The sequence below is a fragment of the Pseudoalteromonas sp. RB2-MNA-CIBAN-0110 genome (assembly GCF_040309305.1).
Lineage (GTDB): Bacteria > Pseudomonadota > Gammaproteobacteria > Enterobacterales > Alteromonadaceae > Pseudoalteromonas > Pseudoalteromonas arctica.
In genome coordinates this window covers 1-18650 of the sequence record NZ_JBEOOQ010000049.1, presented here as the reverse complement: position 1 = coordinate 18650, position 18650 = coordinate 1, and the positions used below count along the sequence as shown (strand labels likewise).

The window sequence follows — 18650 nt, the reverse complement described above, 5'->3', positions numbered from 1 at the left end:
TTACAAACCAAGTAAAGCTAAGCGCACTAAGTTTTCCACCGTGGCTTCATGTGCACTTTTATTTTTATTAGTTGGCATAAACCTAGAAGCAGGTGATTTAATAGTTATAAACCCATGATTGGTGGCCATTTCGTGGGCTAACAGTTTACGCTCTCGAGGTGTTAAATGGTTTTCGTGTATTTTTGCCAGCTCGCCGCTATCAAGCCATATGCCTGCACAGCCTGGGCATTCATCTATTTCGACAGCCTTTACTGGCGAAAAATACCTGCGCATCATCACAATGCTTATGCACTTTGGACAATTAATTCGTAGCGATACATCGTATTCACTCTCGATATGATCACTTAAATGTTTAAGTAATACCTGACCATGTTTTAACGCTGGCGAGCTAAACTTAAAAATTTGGCTGTTATCAAAAAATACGCCACCTTGCACTGAAGTGTAAACAGTAATACCGCCAATTAATAACGGCTCAAGAGAGGCATTTGTACGTGGGCATAACATTCTAAAAATCCTTTTTATTTTAATACCTAGCTTACACTACTTTACTCAAGCGCTTTATGAATAAGCCCAACAAGTGGATCTGGTAATGTAATATTACCTGTAAGTACAAACTCATGGGCTTCATCTGACATTTTTTGCCATGTGCGGCGAATAATACCAATCCATTTTTCTTCATTGTAATCTGGTTTTGCATTGGCAAACCCAAGCATGTAGTGTTCAATAAACACCAAACTCGCTACATCTTCTACTAATTGGCTATCTGGATTGCGCTTAATATCTTTTTTAGCAACCGCGTTATAAACACGGTTTTGGTCCGTATCGTTAAACCCAGCTTGTTTCATTAATTCAACGGCTAGTGACGCATGAAAAATATAAAGTGCGCTACGCCATTGATGATAACCCTGTTTGTTCATTTCAAAGTCGCTACGTGGCGATTTCCAACGCTGAATATGCTGTGCACGCACTGCAATTTGCATGAGTGCATCGGCATCAGGTTTAAAGCGAGTTAGCATTTCGCTCATACGCTGTGAGTATAAATACTCTTTTGGAAAACTTTCTCCATTGTGCTGCTCAGTATTAGGGTCTTGGTTGTTAGCTTCATCAATCAGCGTTATTACTTTATTAAACATGACGGTCTTTTATTGTAATTAGTTTTAATCATTCTAAACGCTGATAAAACAATAAACTAGTGGCCCACTCACTTCAGCGGTGAAATTTGTTCAATCAAAAAGTAAAAGCAAGAGGTACTGGTTGTGAAATTAAGCGCATTAATAAGGTTAACTTGTTATTATCTTAGAAACAAAAATGACACATGTGCGTAAACTAATAAAAATTAACGCGCTAAAAATGAGAATAATATGTTTAAAAAAACAATTTTAGCTATTTGCTTAGCTGTAGCATCACTGCCGAGCGCAGCCGATAGCAATGCAGATTTAAAAACCATTATTGATAACCATTGGCAAAATGCAAAAGCCGAAAAAATATTCTTTCGTACCGACCCTGATGGTTGGAAACCCAGTGGTACATTACCAAATTGGACCGAACAAGCCATTGCAAAGCGCCAAGCTTATAATAACAGTGTATTAAAAAGCTTAAGTAAAATAGATTCTAAAACGCTGAGCAGCTCGCAATTAATGAACTACCGTTTATTTAAATACGAGCGAGAAACAGAGCAGCAAAGTTACCTTTTTCAAGATAAGTATTTTCAGGTTAACTTTTTAAGTGGCTGGCATACCTACTTTGCCGAAGCACCGGCTAATATGGCACTTTTAACACCTGATGATTACAACGCATTTTTAGTAAGCCTTGCCGACTACCCTCGCTTTAATCAAGAAAACATTAACTTGATGAAGGAAGGAATTGAACTGGGGTATACGCACTACTGCAAAACATTTGAAAGTTACGGCCAGAGCATTAACGCTCATATAGTTAAGCAACCTGAAAACAGTGCCTTATACGAGCCCTTTACACGTATACCAAATACGTTTACAGCAGAGCAAAAGGCCACATACCAAAACAAAGCAAAAGCCTTAATTAGCTCAAAAGTAGTCCCGGCTTATCAGCACTTTTACGACTTTTTTGAAAACGATTACATGCCTAACTGTAGAGCAGAGCCAGGTATTTCAAGCGTTAAAGGCGGGCTTGAGTATTACAAATATGCAGTTAATTACTACACCACAACCAATGCCACACCAAAGAAAATTCATGAGCTTGGCTTAAAAGAAGTGGCGCGTATAAAAACACAAATGCAAAACATCATTGATAAAGTAGGTTTTGATGGCACGTATGCTGAGTTTTTAGAATTTTTAGCGACCGACGAGCAATTTTACGCAACAGACGCGCAAGACTTACTTGAAAAAACAGCTTTTATTACGCAAAAAATGTATGGCAAGTTACCAACCTACTTTGGCCATTTACCGCGTAACACATTTACTATAAAAGGCTCAGCGAGTCGCGGCGCGTTTTATATGCCACCTGCTGATAACCGCTCCCCTGGCACTTACTTTTTAGCCTCAACACCTAAACTACAGCCTTTGTATAATTTAGAAGCTCTTAGCCTTCACGAGGCTATACCAGGGCACCATTTACAAAACGCCATTGCAATGGAGTTAAACGTACCCCAATTTAGACGCACACTTAGCCACTCAGCATTTGGCGAAGGTTGGGCACTTTACACCGAACGCCTAGGTAAAGAAGCCGGCTTTTATCAAGACCCATACAGCGACTTTGGTCGTTTAGGTTACGAAATGTGGCGTGCCGTGAGACTCGTTGTTGATACCGGTATTCATGCATTTGGCTGGAGCCGCCAAAAGGCAATTGACTACTTGGCATATCACACTGCTTTGCCACAAAGCGCGGTAGAGGATCAAATAGATCGTTATATTTCATGGCCAGGCCAAGCGCTTTCATACAAAATGGGCGAAATAAAAATACGCGAACTGCGTGCAAAAGCCGAAAAAGAGCTCGGTGCTAAGTTTGATATACGCAGCTTTCACGACTCCGTAATCGGCCAAGGGTCACTCCCTATGGAAGTGCTAGAGGATGTAATAAACGATTGGATAGCAAAACAAAAATCAGCGAGTTAAAACAATACTTTTACAAACTAAGGGGCGGTAAGTTTATCGCCCCCTTTTTAAAACTCTATTAAACACCTAAAAACTAATCCCTACCCGCTTTTGCTTCGTAAACTTAATGATTACAAAAACCTGAGCAAACCTATGAGCAAACGCATTTTATATTGGTTACAAAACGATTTACGAATAGACGACAACCCTATTTTAAGCGAACTTGCTACTGAGCAATGTGCGCTCGATATTGTATTTGTTATAAACCCGCACTGGTTTAAAAATAATAACTACCAACAAAAGCCATATGGTGTGCATAAACAACAGTTTTTAATGCAAAGCTTATTTGAGCTGCAACAAGCGCTTATTGAGCGCGGGCAAACATTGCACGTACTTGAGGGCGAACCGGTTAGTATTTTAAAGCAGCGCATAGCTGAGCAACACATTGATGAAGTAGTGTGCAGTGAATTCGTTGGAACCTATGAGCAGCGCCAACTCGCGCGACTAAAAGCACATTGCCCACATGTCATATTTAAAACAACTCAACAAGACACTTTATTTCAACAAAGCGACCTCCCTTTTGGTTTAAACGAGCTGCCTAAAAGCTTTACCCCATTTAGAAAAAAAGTAGAGGCGGCAAACATACCCATAACAACCTCAACTCTGCCTACAGGTTTGCTCCCTCAGCCAATAACCTTGTGCGCTAAAAAACCTTTAGAGCGTATAGCAAATAATGGCGTAATGCATGGCGGGTTTAAAAGTGCGCAAACACATTTAAAGCAATACTTTTCAGGCTTGCTGCCAAGTACTTATAAAATAACTCGAAACGAGCTTGATGGCTTTAATAACACCACAAAATTTAGTACCTGGCTTGCTTTTGGCTGTGTAAGTGCGCGGCAAGTTTATAAAGCCGTTGAGGCGTACGAACGTAATCAAATAACAAACGAGTCTACCTACTGGATTAAATTTGAATTGCTATGGCGAGAGTATTTTAAATGGCATGCACTTAAAGCAGGCAACAGCCTGTTTAGTTTTAAAGGTCAAAAGCAAACAAAACCCCTTACAACGTTTATGCCAAACAGATTTGCTGCGTGGTGTAATGGCTCAACACCCTACCCATTAGTCAATGCCATTATGAATGAGCTTAATGAAACCGGTTACATATCAAATAGAGCAAGGCAAATTGCAGCGAGCTGCTTAGTTAACGAACTTGCTCTTGATTGGCGCTATGGCGCAGCTTATTTTGAACAACAACTGATTGATTACGATGTAGCCGCTAATTGGGGTAACTGGCAATACATAGCAGGTGTAGGCGTAGATCCGCGTGGCGGTAGGCACTTTAATATTGAAAAACAAACGTTACAGTTTGACCCACACGCTGTTTACACTAATAAATGGCAAAGCAATAAAAATACCAGCACACAGCTCGATAACGTAAACGAAGTTGATTGGCCGATTTAAGCCGCCAATCAACTTTTACCAAGTAACGTTTAAAACGGCTCAGCAATGCCTATATTAATAGCGTAACCACCCAATGTTAAAAACAAAAATAAACACAGCGCCAGTAACAGCGGTTTAATACCCGCTTGGCGAATTGCCCCAACATGTGTGCGTAAACCTAAAGCCACCATCGCAATGGTGAGTAATATATTATCAAACCAAACAACTGCGCTTGTAGCCACTTGAGGAATAATAGAGAGTGAATGCACACCACTTGCCACAATAAATAACACCGCAAACCAAGGAATACTAATACCTGATTTATTATCCTCATTACTTATAGTATTACCTGCCTTTACTCTTTTTTTACTTTGCCAAAACGATAAAGTGACTAAAAATGGCGCAAGCATCATCACGCGTAGCATTTTTTCTATAACGGCGGTATCTGCAGCATTGGCGCTTACAGCTGTACCCGCTGCAACAACTTGCGCTACCTCGTGAATAGTTGAGCCTACAAAAATACCATATGCGTGCTCACTCAGCCCCATATACTCAAACATGATTGGGTAGGCAAACATACTCAACGTACCAAATACCACCACCGTTGCTACAGCTACCGATACTTTATGCGCCTGCGCTTTTATTACAGGCTCGGTTGCCATTACAGCTGCTGCGCCACAAATAGAGCTACCTGCACCAATTAATATTACCGTTTGATCATCAAGCTTAAATACACGTTTACCAAGCTGCATTGCTAATATAAACGTACCGCTGAGCATAACAATGTCGGTTAGCAATCCACTCCAGCCAACGCCTGCTACCTGTGTAAAGGTAATTCTAAAACCAAATAAAATAATACCCGCTTTGAGTAAAATACTTTTAGCGTAATCAACACCCACATCGGTATGAGTCGCAATACGCGAAAAAACACTGTTACCTACAATAATGCCTAGCACAATACCAATAGTTAAGGAGCTAAACTGGGCACTTTGCATTACCGGCAACTTACTCAGGGCAACAGCAACACCCGCTAAAACAATAACCAATAGCATTCCTAGCCACCAACGCGAGTTGGTATACTGCTTAGTATTAATACTAAAAGGCTGTGGCATATCTTTAATTGCACTAAGCATAGTCATCCCTTAATAAAGTCATCGTAATTAATTGACTTCATTTTAAGAAAGCGCAAAATATAACTCCAATACATTAAAATCATGATTCGATAACTTAAGGCTATGTGATTTGAGAGGCACAATGAACTTGCATGCACTTCGGGTGTTTTATACAGTTGCTAAATTAGGCAATTTTTCAGCAGCAGCTGAGGCGCTTTTTATAAGCCAACCAGCTGTGTCTAAAGCTTTAAAAGAGCTTGAATATCAGCTAAATATACAACTTATTGAGCGTGCATCTAAGGGTAGAAAACTCACCTTAAGTGAAGGCGGACAAGCACTTTTTGAACATGCTCGTAGTATTTTTGCTATTGAAAAGGCAGCCATTGAAGATATTAAATCACGTACAGGGCTTAAGCGTGGCACGCTCGTTATAGGCACCAGTACAACCATTGCCAGCTATTGGCTACCGCCCTATTTAGCCAATTTTTGCGCACAATACCCCCATATAAAAGTAGAAGTACAAGTTGCTAATACCGCGCAAATTGAGCACGCCCTACTTGAATGCACTATCGATTTAGCACTGGTTGAAGGCACACCAACCGAGCCACATATTATAAGTAAGCACTGGCAAAACGATTTAATGAGTGTAGTTATACCCTGTAACTTTAAGCCCACGAAAGATTTAAAAGCATGGTTAAACAAACAATTTTGGCTACTGCGCGAGCCGGGCTCGGGCACTTTAGAAATGTCGGTTAAGTTATTAGCCCAACATGGCGTAATAGCAGAATGCAGTATGCAATTGGGCAGCAACGAGGCAATAGCAAGGGCAGTAGCACAAGGAATGGGCGTGGCTTTATTGCCTAATGTAGTCACTGAGGATTTAGTGCAGCTTGGTAAATTAACACGCCTGAGTCAAAAAAATAACGAGCAACTCTCTCGGCCACTGTATCAACTACACTATAAAGACAGACCCTCTTCACATGCCGCACAAGCATTCGAAAAAAGCCTGTTTAGTGAATAATGTTTATATGCGTAAATTTAACCGTTATATGTATGCTACGTATGTGCCAATTGCGAACGCTATTGACTTAAGATGCATGGAATCAAGATTTAATCCCTTTAGCTGAAGCCTCAATTGACGGCTTTTGTATCTAAGATCACTTTCAAACAATGAATAAAGACCCCCTAGTAAGCATGCTATGGGTGTTATCTGACAAACTAAAGAAGATTAAGTGTAGTGTAAGAAAAATTTAGTCATATAAAAACCCGCTAAATTAGCGGGTTCTAGTAAAACAGATTTAAAGACCTGCTGTGGATATTGAGCGATGATAGGGTGGAAAACTGCACCTACTGACTTAAACTTATTAAGCCCGCATGAACTTTTTTGCTATATTCTTTATCTCTAATGCAAAATACAAATTCAGCACTGGAGAAAAAATTAATTATAATTAAAGTGTCGGTATTTTTCATATCTAAAAAAGTATAATTAACTGTCTGACCATTTACACTAAACCATTTCGCATCCTTAAGCCTATTTTCTACCTCTACTTTATCTTTTTCATAAACAAAAGGGGTTGGAACAAATGAAATTGACTTACTCTTGATTAGTACCTCGCCAAACTCCCTAAAATAAAGCCCTTTCGCACATTTTTCCGCTGAATCTAAAACTATTTGTGTATGCTCTCTAGCATTCCATAGCCTAACTTTCTGTCCATTACGTTCCTCTATCTGTAAGTTATGTATAAAACTTCTTTTTAACTTACCATTATTATCAAATGTTTTACTGACACTATATAAGAGCTCATTTCCATCCTGCTGCGCTACCAAACCAATAAACACTTTAAAAATTTCATCTTGTTCTGAAGAGCCATTATTACAAGACTCACAAGCTTTTAAAGTATGTAAGTTTGGAATGATTTTCCTTGTCTCTTTAGGGTATAGACCTTTTTGTGGTAGGTGCTCTTTTGTTAACTTTTCCGTAAAACGACCACATAATGCGCACTCTAGAGCAGCCATAGAGACTTTCCTTAATAAGACATAACACAATAAAACTCAGTTCCCTCATGTATATAAATTGGTGACGGTACTATTTATATGATTATTCAAAACAGATATACATCAGATAAATCTCACTCAACATATAGAAGGAATCCAAAAGAGTAAATTTTTGGCTTCACACATTAAAGTATCAGGAGACTACTCATAGCAGCCCAACAGCTAACTTATAAACCTATTTGCTAAATCGTTAACCCCAAATACGAACAAGCTCTATTTACAAACCCTGTGTTAAATCTTGCGCCAATGTACCCGTTGGCTTTTCAATTACACGCACTAACTCTTTACCATCGTCTTTTACTATAAACGTTGGCGTGTATTGCAAGTCGTGAGCCTGTGCAATGCCTGCATCGTCTTGCTTGTTGTAACCTACGGCCACATAGTCAATGCTTGCAAGTTGTACTTTCGATGCATCAATTAACTTAATGAGTTTTGGTACTTCGCGCTCACTGTCGTGGCACCATGTTCCAAATAATACAATAAGCTCTTTGCCTTCTAGCTTTTGCATTAGGGCAATGTCTTGTGCTGTTGGCGTAAACGCTTTGTATTGTTCGTTAAACTTGTCGTAGTCGCTTAGCAGTACATCAGTGCTAATTCCGCCCGAAAACGGTGCATCAGCAGCGCAGCTTACAAGCGGCATGCTTAAAGCGCAGAGTAAAATTAATTGTTTAAACATAAGGTTGCTCTTAATTTAGGTATTAATTTAGGTATTAATTTAGGTATTAAACGACTATACCCAATATTGAGCGTGGAGTGAATAACTCTCAGGCGTTACTTTTTATCCATAAAAAAGTTTACTTGCGATAAGTTAGTTAAATATTCTCGCCTTACGTCTTTATTCTCAGCTAGCTTATCTAAGTCACCAATTAAGGTAACTAACTTATTATGAGAATAGCTGCTTGTTTTTTTAAACTCATCTTGTTTTTCGTCGCTCTCAACACGCTCTTTTTTATTCATGTTGTAGCTGTTTTCGTTTTCTTCAAGCCAAATATCATCAATTAAGCGAATGTCACTTTTGCTAATGGTTTGCTCTTGCATCGCCATTTGCAGCTCGTATTGATTAGTTTTCGGATTAAACTCAAACATTTTTGTATCAACATCAACCTCGTGAGACTGATCAAGCCCCACAAGCTCTTTATTTTTAACGGCGGTGTTTACGTTATAACTCTCTTCTTTGTCGTAATAATCAGGGCGACTGTATTGATAATCAAAGTGGCTACTTACATTTTTACTTTGCGTTACACCGCTAAGATCCCCTAATTGGCTTTGTTCAGTCGCTTGGCTTAGCTCAATTGTACTTTTAGGTTGATAATCGCCGTTATCAAGCGCATAAGAAAACGTAGCATCAAAATCAGCGAGCTTAGAAATCCCCGCACCCAATGTATTTGGCGCCTTATTACCAAGCCCTTGGTAACGGGCATCGTTTGTAATCATGTTATCAACCAAATCGGCAACCATAGCGCGCCCGTCATTAAAGTGCTGTTCTGCAAGTGACTCCAAATTGCTATAACGCTCAGCAGCCGACGACATACTCGCAAAAGCGCCTTTAAACAATGCAAAACCTTGCTGCATTGCCTCGTCGCCTTTGCGCCCAAATGCCGACTCTTTATCGTCCTGGGTACTGTTTACTCTGCTATCTTCCAGGCTTTGATCTAGCGACGCTAAATACTGCTGCATTTGCTGCGTGTCTTTAGCACCAATGGTTGACATATCGAGTGCAAAATCAATGTCGTTTTGCCCACCTACTGCTTTAAACACAAGTGCTTGCTGGTTTGATGCTTCATCAATGGAGTAACTTAAATCAAGCGTATTCTCTGCAGTATCAAGCGCATCATTTTGCGTTGTTGAAAACGACACATTAAAACCGGCTAACTGTTCACTATTAAAGCCAGCTAAAAAATCTAAGCTCATGTCTGTTTGATTTGGGACTATAAGAGGGTTAAATGAGTTTTCGCTCACTTTAAAAAACTCATCGGCCATTTCACCAACACCCGCCATAACCTGCGTTAAAGCCGTATGTTCAGCCTCAGATAAATTGCCATTAACTTCGTAACTTATGCCAAAGCCATCTATCGCTTCACCTGTTTTTTCATCGTACCCTTGCGATGAGTTAAAGGTAATGTTTATAACATCGCCTTCTTTAGTTTTTACCGAGAGCTCAAACAGGTAGTTATCGTCATCCTCGTATTTTGCGCGATTAAGGCTTTCCATGTATGGATTAAGTGAGCGCTCTACACGTTGCTGGCTTGAGGCTAAAAACGTTTTTTGCTCATGTCCAAGCTGACCTAAACTCGATAAAATATCGCTGGTATTAGCATAAGCACCCTGAATATTTTTAACTGATGTATTTAATCGCTCAATTAATTGAGTGCCGTTTTCGTTTTTTAATAACCCCTCATGCTGAGAGCTTATTACGGTGCGCAGGGCGAGTTCTTCATCGGAGAGTTTATAGTTAAACGTGCTGGGCGTGCTTGAAATTGTAAATAACGAGGTAAGTTGCTGCTGTAACACGTCCCCTGCTTTTTGATTACGGGCTAGTGCTTCGTCAATAGTTTCGTTATTTAGCTGGCTTAATAACTCATCGGTTATTTTTGGCGCATTAGTTTGTAAATCATTAATAGCTTGAAGGTCGCTGCTGGTGTGTAGCGAAGGACTCACAGAGGTTTGATTAGTGTTATTAACTGATTGGGCAAGTAAAGTGCTTAAATTAGACTGGCTGCCAAGTGCATTATTAACCATGATTATCCTTAATCGCTAAACCCTATTAAGTAATTTATCGGTCGCAGCATTAAAAGCTTTAGCTTAAGGAGATGTTTTTTACCTATTATTTATACAAATAACCCATTAATAAATTAAATAAGCATAAATGACGTAAATCTAAACCGGATAAATCTAAATCGGATAAGCGTAGGTCTGATAAGCGCAGCGCCATCCGACAATTCACCAATTCACCACTCTATTTATCTACTACCCACCTAACTATTAAGGACTATTCTGCTCGCTCATTACTCTTCATTTGTTTCTTTTATTCTTTGTACTAAAAAGTCGACCGCCGCTTTTACCTTTGGTACTAAATAACGCTGCTTTTGATACAACAAATAAACCGCCATGGTCGCATTTTGGCTTATCGCTAATTCATGCTCAAACTTAAGCTCTTGCAACTGGCCAGACTCAAGGTATGAATCGAGCGCCCACCGAGTCGACATTAAAATGCCCTCACCATTACATGCTTTTTCAGCCAGCCACGATCCGTTATTTGAAATAGCGACCGCAGGCCCAGAAACGTCGTGCCATTGCTCATCCACTTTACATAACCACGGAGTTGGCCCCGCTGGCGTTTTAAAATAAAGGCCACTGTGGCCCTTTAATTCCATAACATTAGTAGGTACACCGTATTTTTGTAAATAACTCGGTGACGCGACAGGAATAAAGCCGTTATCCATTAGTTTTATTGCCAACACACGCTCATTTGGCGCATAACCACCACGAATCGCAATATCAACATCGTCACGCCCGAGTGTCGACAGCTCATCACTTAAGCTAACATCTAATATAATTTCGGGGTATAGCGCGCTAAATTCATCAAGCAGTGGCAGTAATATTTTGTCACCAAAACTCACCATTGAGCTTATACATAATCGCCCCATTGGTGTTGTTTGATAACTGCGCACAGTTTCGTGGCTTTGCTCTAGCTGATTTAATATTTGCTGAACATCGTTATAGTAAATTTGCCCAACTTCGGTCAATTTAACTATGCGGGTAGAACGCTTTAAAAGCGTCGCCCCTAGGCTTTTTTCTAAATCAGCAACTCGCCTCGACAACGACGAAGGCGGCACATCAAAAGCTTTGGCGGCTTTGGTAAAACTGCCCGTTTCAACCACTTTAATAAAATACCGTATGGCTTTTAGTTGATCCAAGTCGCCTCTCCATTAAATAAAATGCTTTATTGTCTTAAAGACAAAAGTGATTCGCATTCTCCCCTATATATAAGCAAATTAAAACAAGTAATAATGTACTCAACCTAAAGACAGGGACTTAAATTGCATTTTTTGGCAATGAGTATCTTCACGTTAATGATGGAAAGCTGACTTATGATTACTTTGCACGGTTTTGCTGCTAGCAACTATTACAACCTAGTTAAACATGTACTTTTACACAAACAACTGCCATTTAAAGAACACCTTGTTTACGGCGGAAGTGAAGAGTTATTAGCAATCAGCCCTGCAGGCAAAGTGCCTGCAATCACAACAGCTAACGGCCTTAATATTTCAGAGTCGAGTGTTATTTGCGACTTTATAGAAGAGTCGTACCCACAAACCCCGCTATACCCTGAAGATGCAGGTGAGCGCGCAGTTGTACGTCAAATTATGAAAATGGCAGAGCTTTATTTTGAACTGCCAAGCAGACGGTTCATCCCTTATGTATTTTCAGGCGCTGAAGTACCTGAAACAACTAAAGCCGAAGTACGCCAAGTATTAACGCGTGGCGTAACCGCTTTGGGTAGCGTGTGTAAGTTTTCACCTTGGATTGCAGGCGAGCAATTTACAATGGCAGACATTTACGTTTATTACGTAAACACCATTGTTAGCGCCTTTGGCTCAAGCCAGCTTGATTGGGATGTACTTGAACAAGTACCCGGCATGAAAGAGTGGAACGAATCAATGAGCCAATTAGCCATTACCCAAAGTATAGAGGCCGATCGCCAATCAAATATGGCTGAATTTATGCAAAAAGTGAAAGCGCAAATTCAAGCAGCAAACGCTAAATAACGCGTAGCTATAAAAGTATCTATTCTAATTTTTAATTACTAACACTGTATCGCCAATACAATAATGTTATTGGCTTAACAAATTTAATTCTTTGCAGGAGACACCTATGACAGATAAAAATATCCAACTTACTTCAACTATCAGCGAAGACAATAAACTAACACTTGCCTCAAAAAACATCGAGATGCCAAAGCCGAATGCCGATGAAGTGGTTATTCGCATTGAAGCTGCACCATTAAACCCATCAGACTTAGGCGTTTTATTCAGCGCAGCTGATATGTCTACTGCAAAGCAATCGGGTACTGATGAAAATCCAGTAATTACTGCCGATGTTCCAGCTCAATTTATGCCATCACTTAAAACCCGCGTTGGAAAAGCAACCCCTGTAGGTAATGAAGGCGCAGGCACCGTAGTGGCAGCAGGCTCATCACCAGCTGCACAAGCATTAATGGATAAAACCGTTGCAGTAATTGGCGGCGGTACGTATCGTCAATTTATATGTGCCAATGTACAAAGTTGCCTAGAGCTAAAAGAAGGGACCACTGCTAAAGAAGGTGCATCATCTTTTGTTAACCCACTTACCGCACTTGCAATGGTAGAAACCATGCGCGCTGAAGGCCATAAAGCCATTATTCATGCTGCTGCAGCTTCTAACCTTGGCCAAATGCTAAACCGTATTTGTATTGCCGATGGCGTTGATTTAATTAATATTGTTCGCAAACCAGAACAAGAAAAATTACTGCGCGATATGGGTGCAAAATATATTGTTAACTCAAGCAGCGACACTTTTCTTGCTGACCTAACAGCTGCAATAATCGAGACCGGTGCAACTATAGCGTTTGACCCTATTGGTGGCGGCCAACTAACAAGTGACATTCTTAACTGTATGGAAGTTGCAGCTGCGCGCGATATGAAAGAGCACACAATTTATGGCTCTGATACATTTAAACAAGTGTACATTTATGGCGCACTAGACCGCGGCCCTATTACATTAAACCGTAACTTTGGCTTTGCTTGGGCTGTAAACGGGTTCTTGTTATTTAATGCTTTAGGTAAATTAGGCACAGATACAGTAATGAAAATGCGCAAACGCGTTGCTGATGAAATCACCACTACATTTGCGAGCAACTACACGCACGAAGTGTCATTAGCTGAGGTATTACATTTACAGTCAATTGCCGCTTATTCTAAACAAGCTACCGGCAAAAAGTACTTAATTAAACCTCAAGCTTAATTAAATATTCTTCGTTAAAAATTGTAAAACCACAGCGCTTAGCACTGTGGTTTTACAATTTAAAAGCAGATGCTAATTAGGTATCTGCTTTTTATTTGGTCGTTGTAAAAGCTAGCTCGGAGTATTTACTTTAGCGAATCAATTACATTCGTGGATTTCTATGACTTTTTAGTAAATAGCACTTATTAAATTGGCTAATCGCTAATGTTCATTCTTATTCTCTGTTTTGTAGACATCCCCAATAAATTAAAGACTTCTGCTGTTAATAATCAGTAGGTTTTCATTTATCGGTGTTGCTATTTTTTTTGGTGATGACTTTAATCCAAACGTTAAACTACATTCAAATGTGAGTTCTATCTCTTGTTCTAGAGCTGACCAGGTAATAAGTAATACCGAAGTATCATCAACTAAGTCTCTATCAGCCAAACATACATCAGGTTCATTGATGAAGCTTTGCTGCTGCGCCTCATCTAACTCCATCCAAAAGCCATCTGTTGCTAAAGCAAAAATATTATCAATTGAAAAGTCTAATTCAAACGTTTCAGGTTCAAATTTACGCCTTAAGTTTAAACTCTTAGTTAATATATGGCGTTCAGGAACTGAGCTTATCGAACTTTCAAAATCGTTACCCAATGGGTTCGCCCCAGTATGAACAGGTGATAACCATTGAATACTTTTATTGTTGAATAAACCTAAGCGACAATCACCTGCACAGAAGCCATAAATTTTATTGGAGCTATCATTACGGTACAGTGATAAAAAGCTGGCAATACCTATTTTCAATTCTTTTTTAGTTGCGCTGAAAGCCTGTTGGATAATTTGATTACGCTTCTCTGCGTCTTCAAAATAATCCTCTAATTGAGGTTTATCTTGTGTTATTTTTTCTGAAAAAAACTTAACACTGTTTATAAGTAAACCTTGGAGGCAAGCATAGAAATGTTCGCTAAACCTTTTAGCTAGGTTTGTTGTAGCGATTGATGAGGTAGATATATCAATTACGAATACCCAAGTACCGAAGTCAGTATTTATTATCGAAAAATAATCTTTGTTTTCTGCTCGTTCGGATCCTTGTTGAGTCCGGTGTATCAGTTTTAGTGAAGAAGGGTCAGCCATACACAATACAGCCTTCGATACGCTCAAAGATCAACTGCTCTCTGTCTAAACTATTCCTGGCAGTTCCCTGAACTGCATACTCAAAATTACCATCTTCCATTAAACTATTAAGCTGTTAAGCTGTTAAGCTGTTCGCTAATATAATTTTTCAAGTCTTCTGAGGCTGATAAAATATCATTAACTATTGATGCTCTACCATCGAAAATATTAAGTAAATCTTCAATATCATGACTTGAAAGAGCATCACCCTTCCCTCTTCCTAAATAGGCTTCGAGCTTTGTGGCTACAAAATATTCTGGCGTTATTAATTTAATGGTTAATGCATCATTCAGCACGTAGTCTTCGGCGGTTGCTACTGCGTCTTTATACCATATGTTAGTAAAACCAAGCGCTTTCTCATCAACTGGCATAAAATCAACTTTAAGGTTATCAAGTATCATGCGGCACATAACATCCTCGCCCATGTCAATAGAAAACCCTTTCACTTTAAGTTGTTCCTGCAAATCAGTCCAAGCTGCATACCCCATGATATCAACAATCAAATCAACATCGTCGGTATACCTTATTTGCTCTTTAGTAAACTCATCCGTGACCAATAGCCCTGTGGTGCAACCCCCAACAAATACCATTGATCTTATTAAGTCATCTCCAAGTGCAGTAGCAACTTTTATTAACATCTCTTTTTGAAGGTTGATTGTATTCATTTGGCTACCTTAAATATGCTATTGAGCATTTCTAGTGCTAAATTTCGTTCTCGTGGATGACCTATTCTTATCGCATCAACTAACGCTAGCATCGCGTACAACTGGGCATCTTGCTGTACTGCTAAAAATACTTTAGGGTGTAATGGCTCAATTAACATGCCTTTAGTATTACCCCTTGGATTTGACCATACAGGCTGAAGCTCTCCAGACGTCATTAACTTACCTCTGAGAACAGGGGCAGCTATCGACGTAGCGATCCCTCTGCCAATCACCCCCTCTTTTGCAGGAAAAACGTATCGAATACCATAGGCAATAAACTCCAACAAAGCCTTAGTATTTGTTTTAGGTACTTGAAGTTTGCGGTCTACTTTTGCAAGCCCTACGGAATACATCCGATTAAGGCTAAGACTAATCTGAGATTTACTTATCCCAGTTAAACCTTCTAAGTTTCTTAAGGAAAATCGGCTTTCAATTTGATCCATTTCGGTAAAAGTAGGTTTTAACCCCTTTTCATCCCAATCCTCCCAAGTACCATCCACTTGAATAATATCCGAATCACCATCTTTCCCATCAAGCCCCACATGCAGCGAAATCAATTTTAGTAATAATAAAACATCTTGACTTTTCATCTACCCTCCAAGTAGCTTGTCCCGAGTCCTAGGACTCGGGACAATTATCTCTTTGGGTATTTAAATAGTCAACAGTAAAAATTGAATAAGTGTATATTTGCTACTTAAAATTTTCGTGATCGATTCACTTACCTAATCTATCGCTATCGCCTCATTTTATATAAAGATCTTTCTGAAGAAGAATAATAATAAGGCAACAAAGGGGTAAACTTTAACTGGTATCGTAATCATTGATCGTTGGGTTATCGCTCATAGCTGCCATACATTAACTTGCGGGCTCAACTAAAGCTCTTTGTACTTTTAAAAATAAATCACAGAGCATTTATATTCTTTCTGGACATGTGGGATTATCTTACAGAGGCTTGAACACGTAATTCCAGCCCTAGAACAAAAAGATCCTCTTTGATCAAACTACTCAATAATTATACTAATTAATGCAATTAGTCATAAATCTGTAACTTTGATCCGCGATAATCTCTATCCGATAAATGAATAAACTCAAGAAGACTAAGTAAGATGAGTACACCCTTAGTGCAACTAACATTTGCACTGCAATCATTTGATGATTCTATGTCTGCGGCGATGAGCCACGCTATGGAATATGAAAAGCTATCGCTAAAAGCCAATGCTGCGCATAACATTACGCTGCAGTGTGTGTTGCCTGATGGCGCAAATGAGAGCGATGTTATTTCACTAAGTGCAACGCAGCCCAGTGCGCGTGGGGCGCAGTATTTTACTGAAAAAACGCTGAGCAATGCAGACCTTGAATCTGGTACTGTAAACCTAACTTTAAGTAACATTACACAAAGCCAGTGTTTTGTAGTGCAAATGATGCTGCACGGAAAAAATACGACTTTAAAAGAAAGCCAACAACTCGATGTGTACATTAAAGCATTTGAGCAAGGCTATATTCCTGAGCAAATAAAAACTGAACATACCAAGTCACAGGGCGTTCGTAGCTACTTTGCAAGTATGGGTTCTACGTTTTTATCGCTGTTCTAGTGCTGACTGCACTTGAATTACGCGACGCTACTTATAAGTTATTAGTCTGCAAAACTTACTTTACCCATAGTAACTCCCGCAATACCTTGTGCAGTATTACTTAGGTGTTGCTGCTCTCCTGCTAGGCATTCGTTTGCTAAAATAGCAAATAACACAGCCTCTTTTGCGTCGGGATTTATACCTAAATCGTCGGTATTTTTAAAAGCCTTAATACGTGGGCAAAGCACTGTAAGTTGCGCCATTAGTAACGGGTTATGAATACCGCCACCACTTGCATACACCACACAATTTTGTACGCGCTCTGCACACTCGTTTAATGCATTTGCTATAACGGTTGCAGTAAAGGTATTTAAGGTGGCCATTACATCTTCATGGCTTAAATGGTGAGTATTTGTAAGCTGCTGTGCGGCGTTTAAATACGCTAAGTTAAATACCTCAGGCCCTGTGGTTTTAGGCATTGGAAGTTTAAAAAATGCGTTATTACATAATGCATTTAGTAATGGTGTATTTACCTTGCCTGCTTTTGCTATTGTTGCGCCATCGTCATAATGCATATCTTTAAAATATTGCTGTACGTACGCATCCATAATGGTATTACCGGGGCCAATGTCGGAGCTAAATACACCGTTTGCATCACCATTTTTGGGTAAAAACGTTAAGTTAGCTATGCCGCCCATATTTAGCAAAATCCGACTCTCAACAGCGCTCGAAAAATACAAATAATCGCCATACACAGCCAGTGGTGCGCCCTCGCCTCCTGCGGCTATGTGTTTTTGCCTAAAATCACCAATGGTTGTAATACCTGTAGTAACGGCTATTTGGTCACTGTCGCCAATTTGTAAAGTGCCGTTATTAAAGTCTTTATGGTTATGCTGCGACTGCGGGCAGTGGTAAATGGTTTGTCCGTGGCTTGCTATTACATCAATACTTGCCGGGTTTATTTGCCAAGTATGTAAGCACTGGTTAACCATATCTCCATGGAGTTTACCTACCCACGGGTGCAATAAAGTAACAAGTTCTAAATCGCATTCTCGCTTAGCAAATACCTGCTTTATTTTAGTTTTATAATCGTCGTTGTAATCAACAGTAGTAAAATTTAAAACCTCAATGTGTGTATTTAAGCCTGCGCCCGTTACTTTGCATAGTGCAACATCAAGCCCGTCCAACGAAGTGCCGCTCATTAAACCAATAATTAAACGGCTTGGTTTTTGGGCGCTGTTATAAAGTGCTTTAATGTGAGGGTGCATAATGGCATCTAAAATAGGTGTAATATTTTGCTTATATTAGAGGACTTTAAAACAAAGTAATAGCCGTAAACCGTTTAATTTAGGTTCTGATTGTTTAACGTTAAAATGATTGTTAAGTTAGTGTGCATACTAAAAATTTATGAAAAAATATGATCACCCTCAGAGAGTTTAAAGCCCAAGACGCGCCTTTTATTATTAGCATGTCTCGTCCTGAAATGTGTTTACACATTTAGGATTTATTATGACCAAGTCAAATAATACACCGATCAAACGAACA

The 18650-nt window shown here is 39.5% G+C and carries 17 protein-coding genes; 6 read left to right on the top strand and 11 right to left on the bottom strand.

Annotation, left to right across the window (positions count from 1 at the left end):
• Both AAEY68_RS18630 and AAEY68_RS18625 read right to left on the bottom strand, forming a co-directional pair.
• Positions 1–504, bottom strand: a complete 504-nt coding sequence (locus AAEY68_RS18630; RefSeq protein WP_024592998.1) for a TFIIB-type zinc ribbon-containing protein — start codon at positions 502–504, stop codon at positions 1–3.
• A gap of 41 nt (positions 505–545) precedes the next feature.
• Complete coding sequence (locus tag AAEY68_RS18625) at positions 546–1133, bottom strand: DUF4202 domain-containing protein (protein WP_024592999.1); 588 nt, start codon at positions 1131–1133, stop codon at positions 546–548.
• 228 nt (positions 1134–1361) lie between these two features.
• Between AAEY68_RS18625 and AAEY68_RS18620 the strand changes: the two genes are divergently transcribed.
• Together AAEY68_RS18620 and AAEY68_RS18615 are read left to right on the top strand one after the other, a co-directional pair.
• Positions 1362–3089: a DUF885 domain-containing protein gene (locus AAEY68_RS18620; protein WP_024593000.1), complete on the top strand. Its 1728-nt coding sequence runs from the start codon at positions 1362–1364 to the stop codon at positions 3087–3089.
• 132 nt (positions 3090–3221) lie between these two features.
• Entirely contained in the window at positions 3222–4529 is a 1308-nt protein-coding gene (locus tag AAEY68_RS18615) for a DASH family cryptochrome (protein WP_024593001.1), read from the top strand.
• A 29-nt stretch (positions 4530–4558) separates the two neighbouring features.
• Here AAEY68_RS18615 and AAEY68_RS18610 read toward each other — a convergent pair whose 3' ends face one another.
• Positions 4559–5641: a YeiH family protein gene (locus AAEY68_RS18610; RefSeq protein ID WP_350586672.1), complete on the bottom strand. Its 1083-nt coding sequence runs from the start codon at positions 5639–5641 to the stop codon at positions 4559–4561.
• 121 nt (positions 5642–5762) lie between these two features.
• Between AAEY68_RS18610 and AAEY68_RS18605 the strand changes: the two genes are divergently transcribed.
• Positions 5763–6641: a LysR family transcriptional regulator gene (locus tag AAEY68_RS18605; RefSeq protein WP_350586671.1), complete on the top strand. Its 879-nt coding sequence runs from the start codon at positions 5763–5765 to the stop codon at positions 6639–6641.
• A gap of 326 nt (positions 6642–6967) precedes the next feature.
• Here the strand turns inward: AAEY68_RS18605 and AAEY68_RS18600 are convergent, their stop codons facing one another.
• The 4 genes from AAEY68_RS18600 to AAEY68_RS18585 form a co-directional block, all read right to left on the bottom strand.
• Positions 6968–7636 carry a hypothetical protein gene (locus tag AAEY68_RS18600; RefSeq protein WP_024593003.1) on the bottom strand — a complete coding sequence of 223 codons (669 nt, stop codon included), beginning with the start codon at positions 7634–7636 and terminating at the stop codon, positions 6968–6970.
• 256 nt (positions 7637–7892) lie between these two features.
• On the bottom strand, positions 7893–8351 hold the full coding sequence (locus tag AAEY68_RS18595; protein WP_024593004.1) for a thioredoxin family protein: 459 nt from the start codon (positions 8349–8351) through the stop codon (positions 7893–7895).
• Between the two features lie 95 nt (positions 8352–8446).
• Positions 8447–10414, bottom strand: coding sequence for a hypothetical protein (locus AAEY68_RS18590; protein WP_024593005.1), 1968 nt, complete (start codon positions 10412–10414; stop codon positions 8447–8449).
• Between the two features lie 266 nt (positions 10415–10680).
• Positions 10681–11592, bottom strand: a complete 912-nt coding sequence (locus AAEY68_RS18585; protein ID WP_024593006.1) for a LysR family transcriptional regulator — start codon at positions 11590–11592, stop codon at positions 10681–10683.
• 174 nt (positions 11593–11766) lie between these two features.
• On the opposite strand from AAEY68_RS18585, the gene AAEY68_RS18580 reads away from it, so the two are divergent.
• On the top strand, positions 11767–12444 hold the full coding sequence (locus tag AAEY68_RS18580; protein WP_024593007.1) for a glutathione S-transferase family protein: 678 nt from the start codon (positions 11767–11769) through the stop codon (positions 12442–12444).
• A 106-nt stretch (positions 12445–12550) separates the two neighbouring features.
• Entirely contained in the window at positions 12551–13678 is a 1128-nt protein-coding gene (locus tag AAEY68_RS18575; RefSeq protein ID WP_024593008.1) for a zinc-binding dehydrogenase, read from the top strand.
• A 246-nt stretch (positions 13679–13924) separates the two neighbouring features.
• Here AAEY68_RS18575 and AAEY68_RS18570 read toward each other — a convergent pair whose 3' ends face one another.
• From AAEY68_RS18570 to AAEY68_RS18560, 3 genes are all read right to left on the bottom strand, one after another.
• Positions 13925–14791 carry a hypothetical protein gene (locus AAEY68_RS18570; protein ID WP_024593009.1) on the bottom strand — a complete coding sequence of 289 codons (867 nt, stop codon included), beginning with the start codon at positions 14789–14791 and terminating at the stop codon, positions 13925–13927.
• A gap of 107 nt (positions 14792–14898) precedes the next feature.
• Positions 14899–15495 carry a hypothetical protein gene (locus AAEY68_RS18565; protein ID WP_350586670.1) on the bottom strand — a complete coding sequence of 199 codons (597 nt, stop codon included), beginning with the start codon at positions 15493–15495 and terminating at the stop codon, positions 14899–14901.
• Positions 15492–16124, bottom strand: a complete 633-nt coding sequence (locus AAEY68_RS18560; RefSeq protein ID WP_024591164.1) for a hypothetical protein — start codon at positions 16122–16124, stop codon at positions 15492–15494. The genes AAEY68_RS18565 and AAEY68_RS18560 overlap by 4 nt, the downstream gene beginning before the upstream one ends.
• Positions 16125–16640: 516 nt before the next feature.
• Between AAEY68_RS18560 and AAEY68_RS18555 the strand changes: the two genes are divergently transcribed.
• On the top strand, positions 16641–17126 hold the full coding sequence (locus AAEY68_RS18555; RefSeq protein ID WP_010554987.1) for a hypothetical protein: 486 nt from the start codon (positions 16641–16643) through the stop codon (positions 17124–17126).
• Between the two features lie 41 nt (positions 17127–17167).
• Here the strand turns inward: AAEY68_RS18555 and AAEY68_RS18550 are convergent, their stop codons facing one another.
• A complete protein-coding gene (locus tag AAEY68_RS18550; protein WP_024593010.1) occupies positions 17168–18373 on the bottom strand; it encodes an anhydro-N-acetylmuramic acid kinase in 1206 nt (401 codons plus the stop codon).
• Positions 18374–18650: the final 277 nt, after the last annotated feature.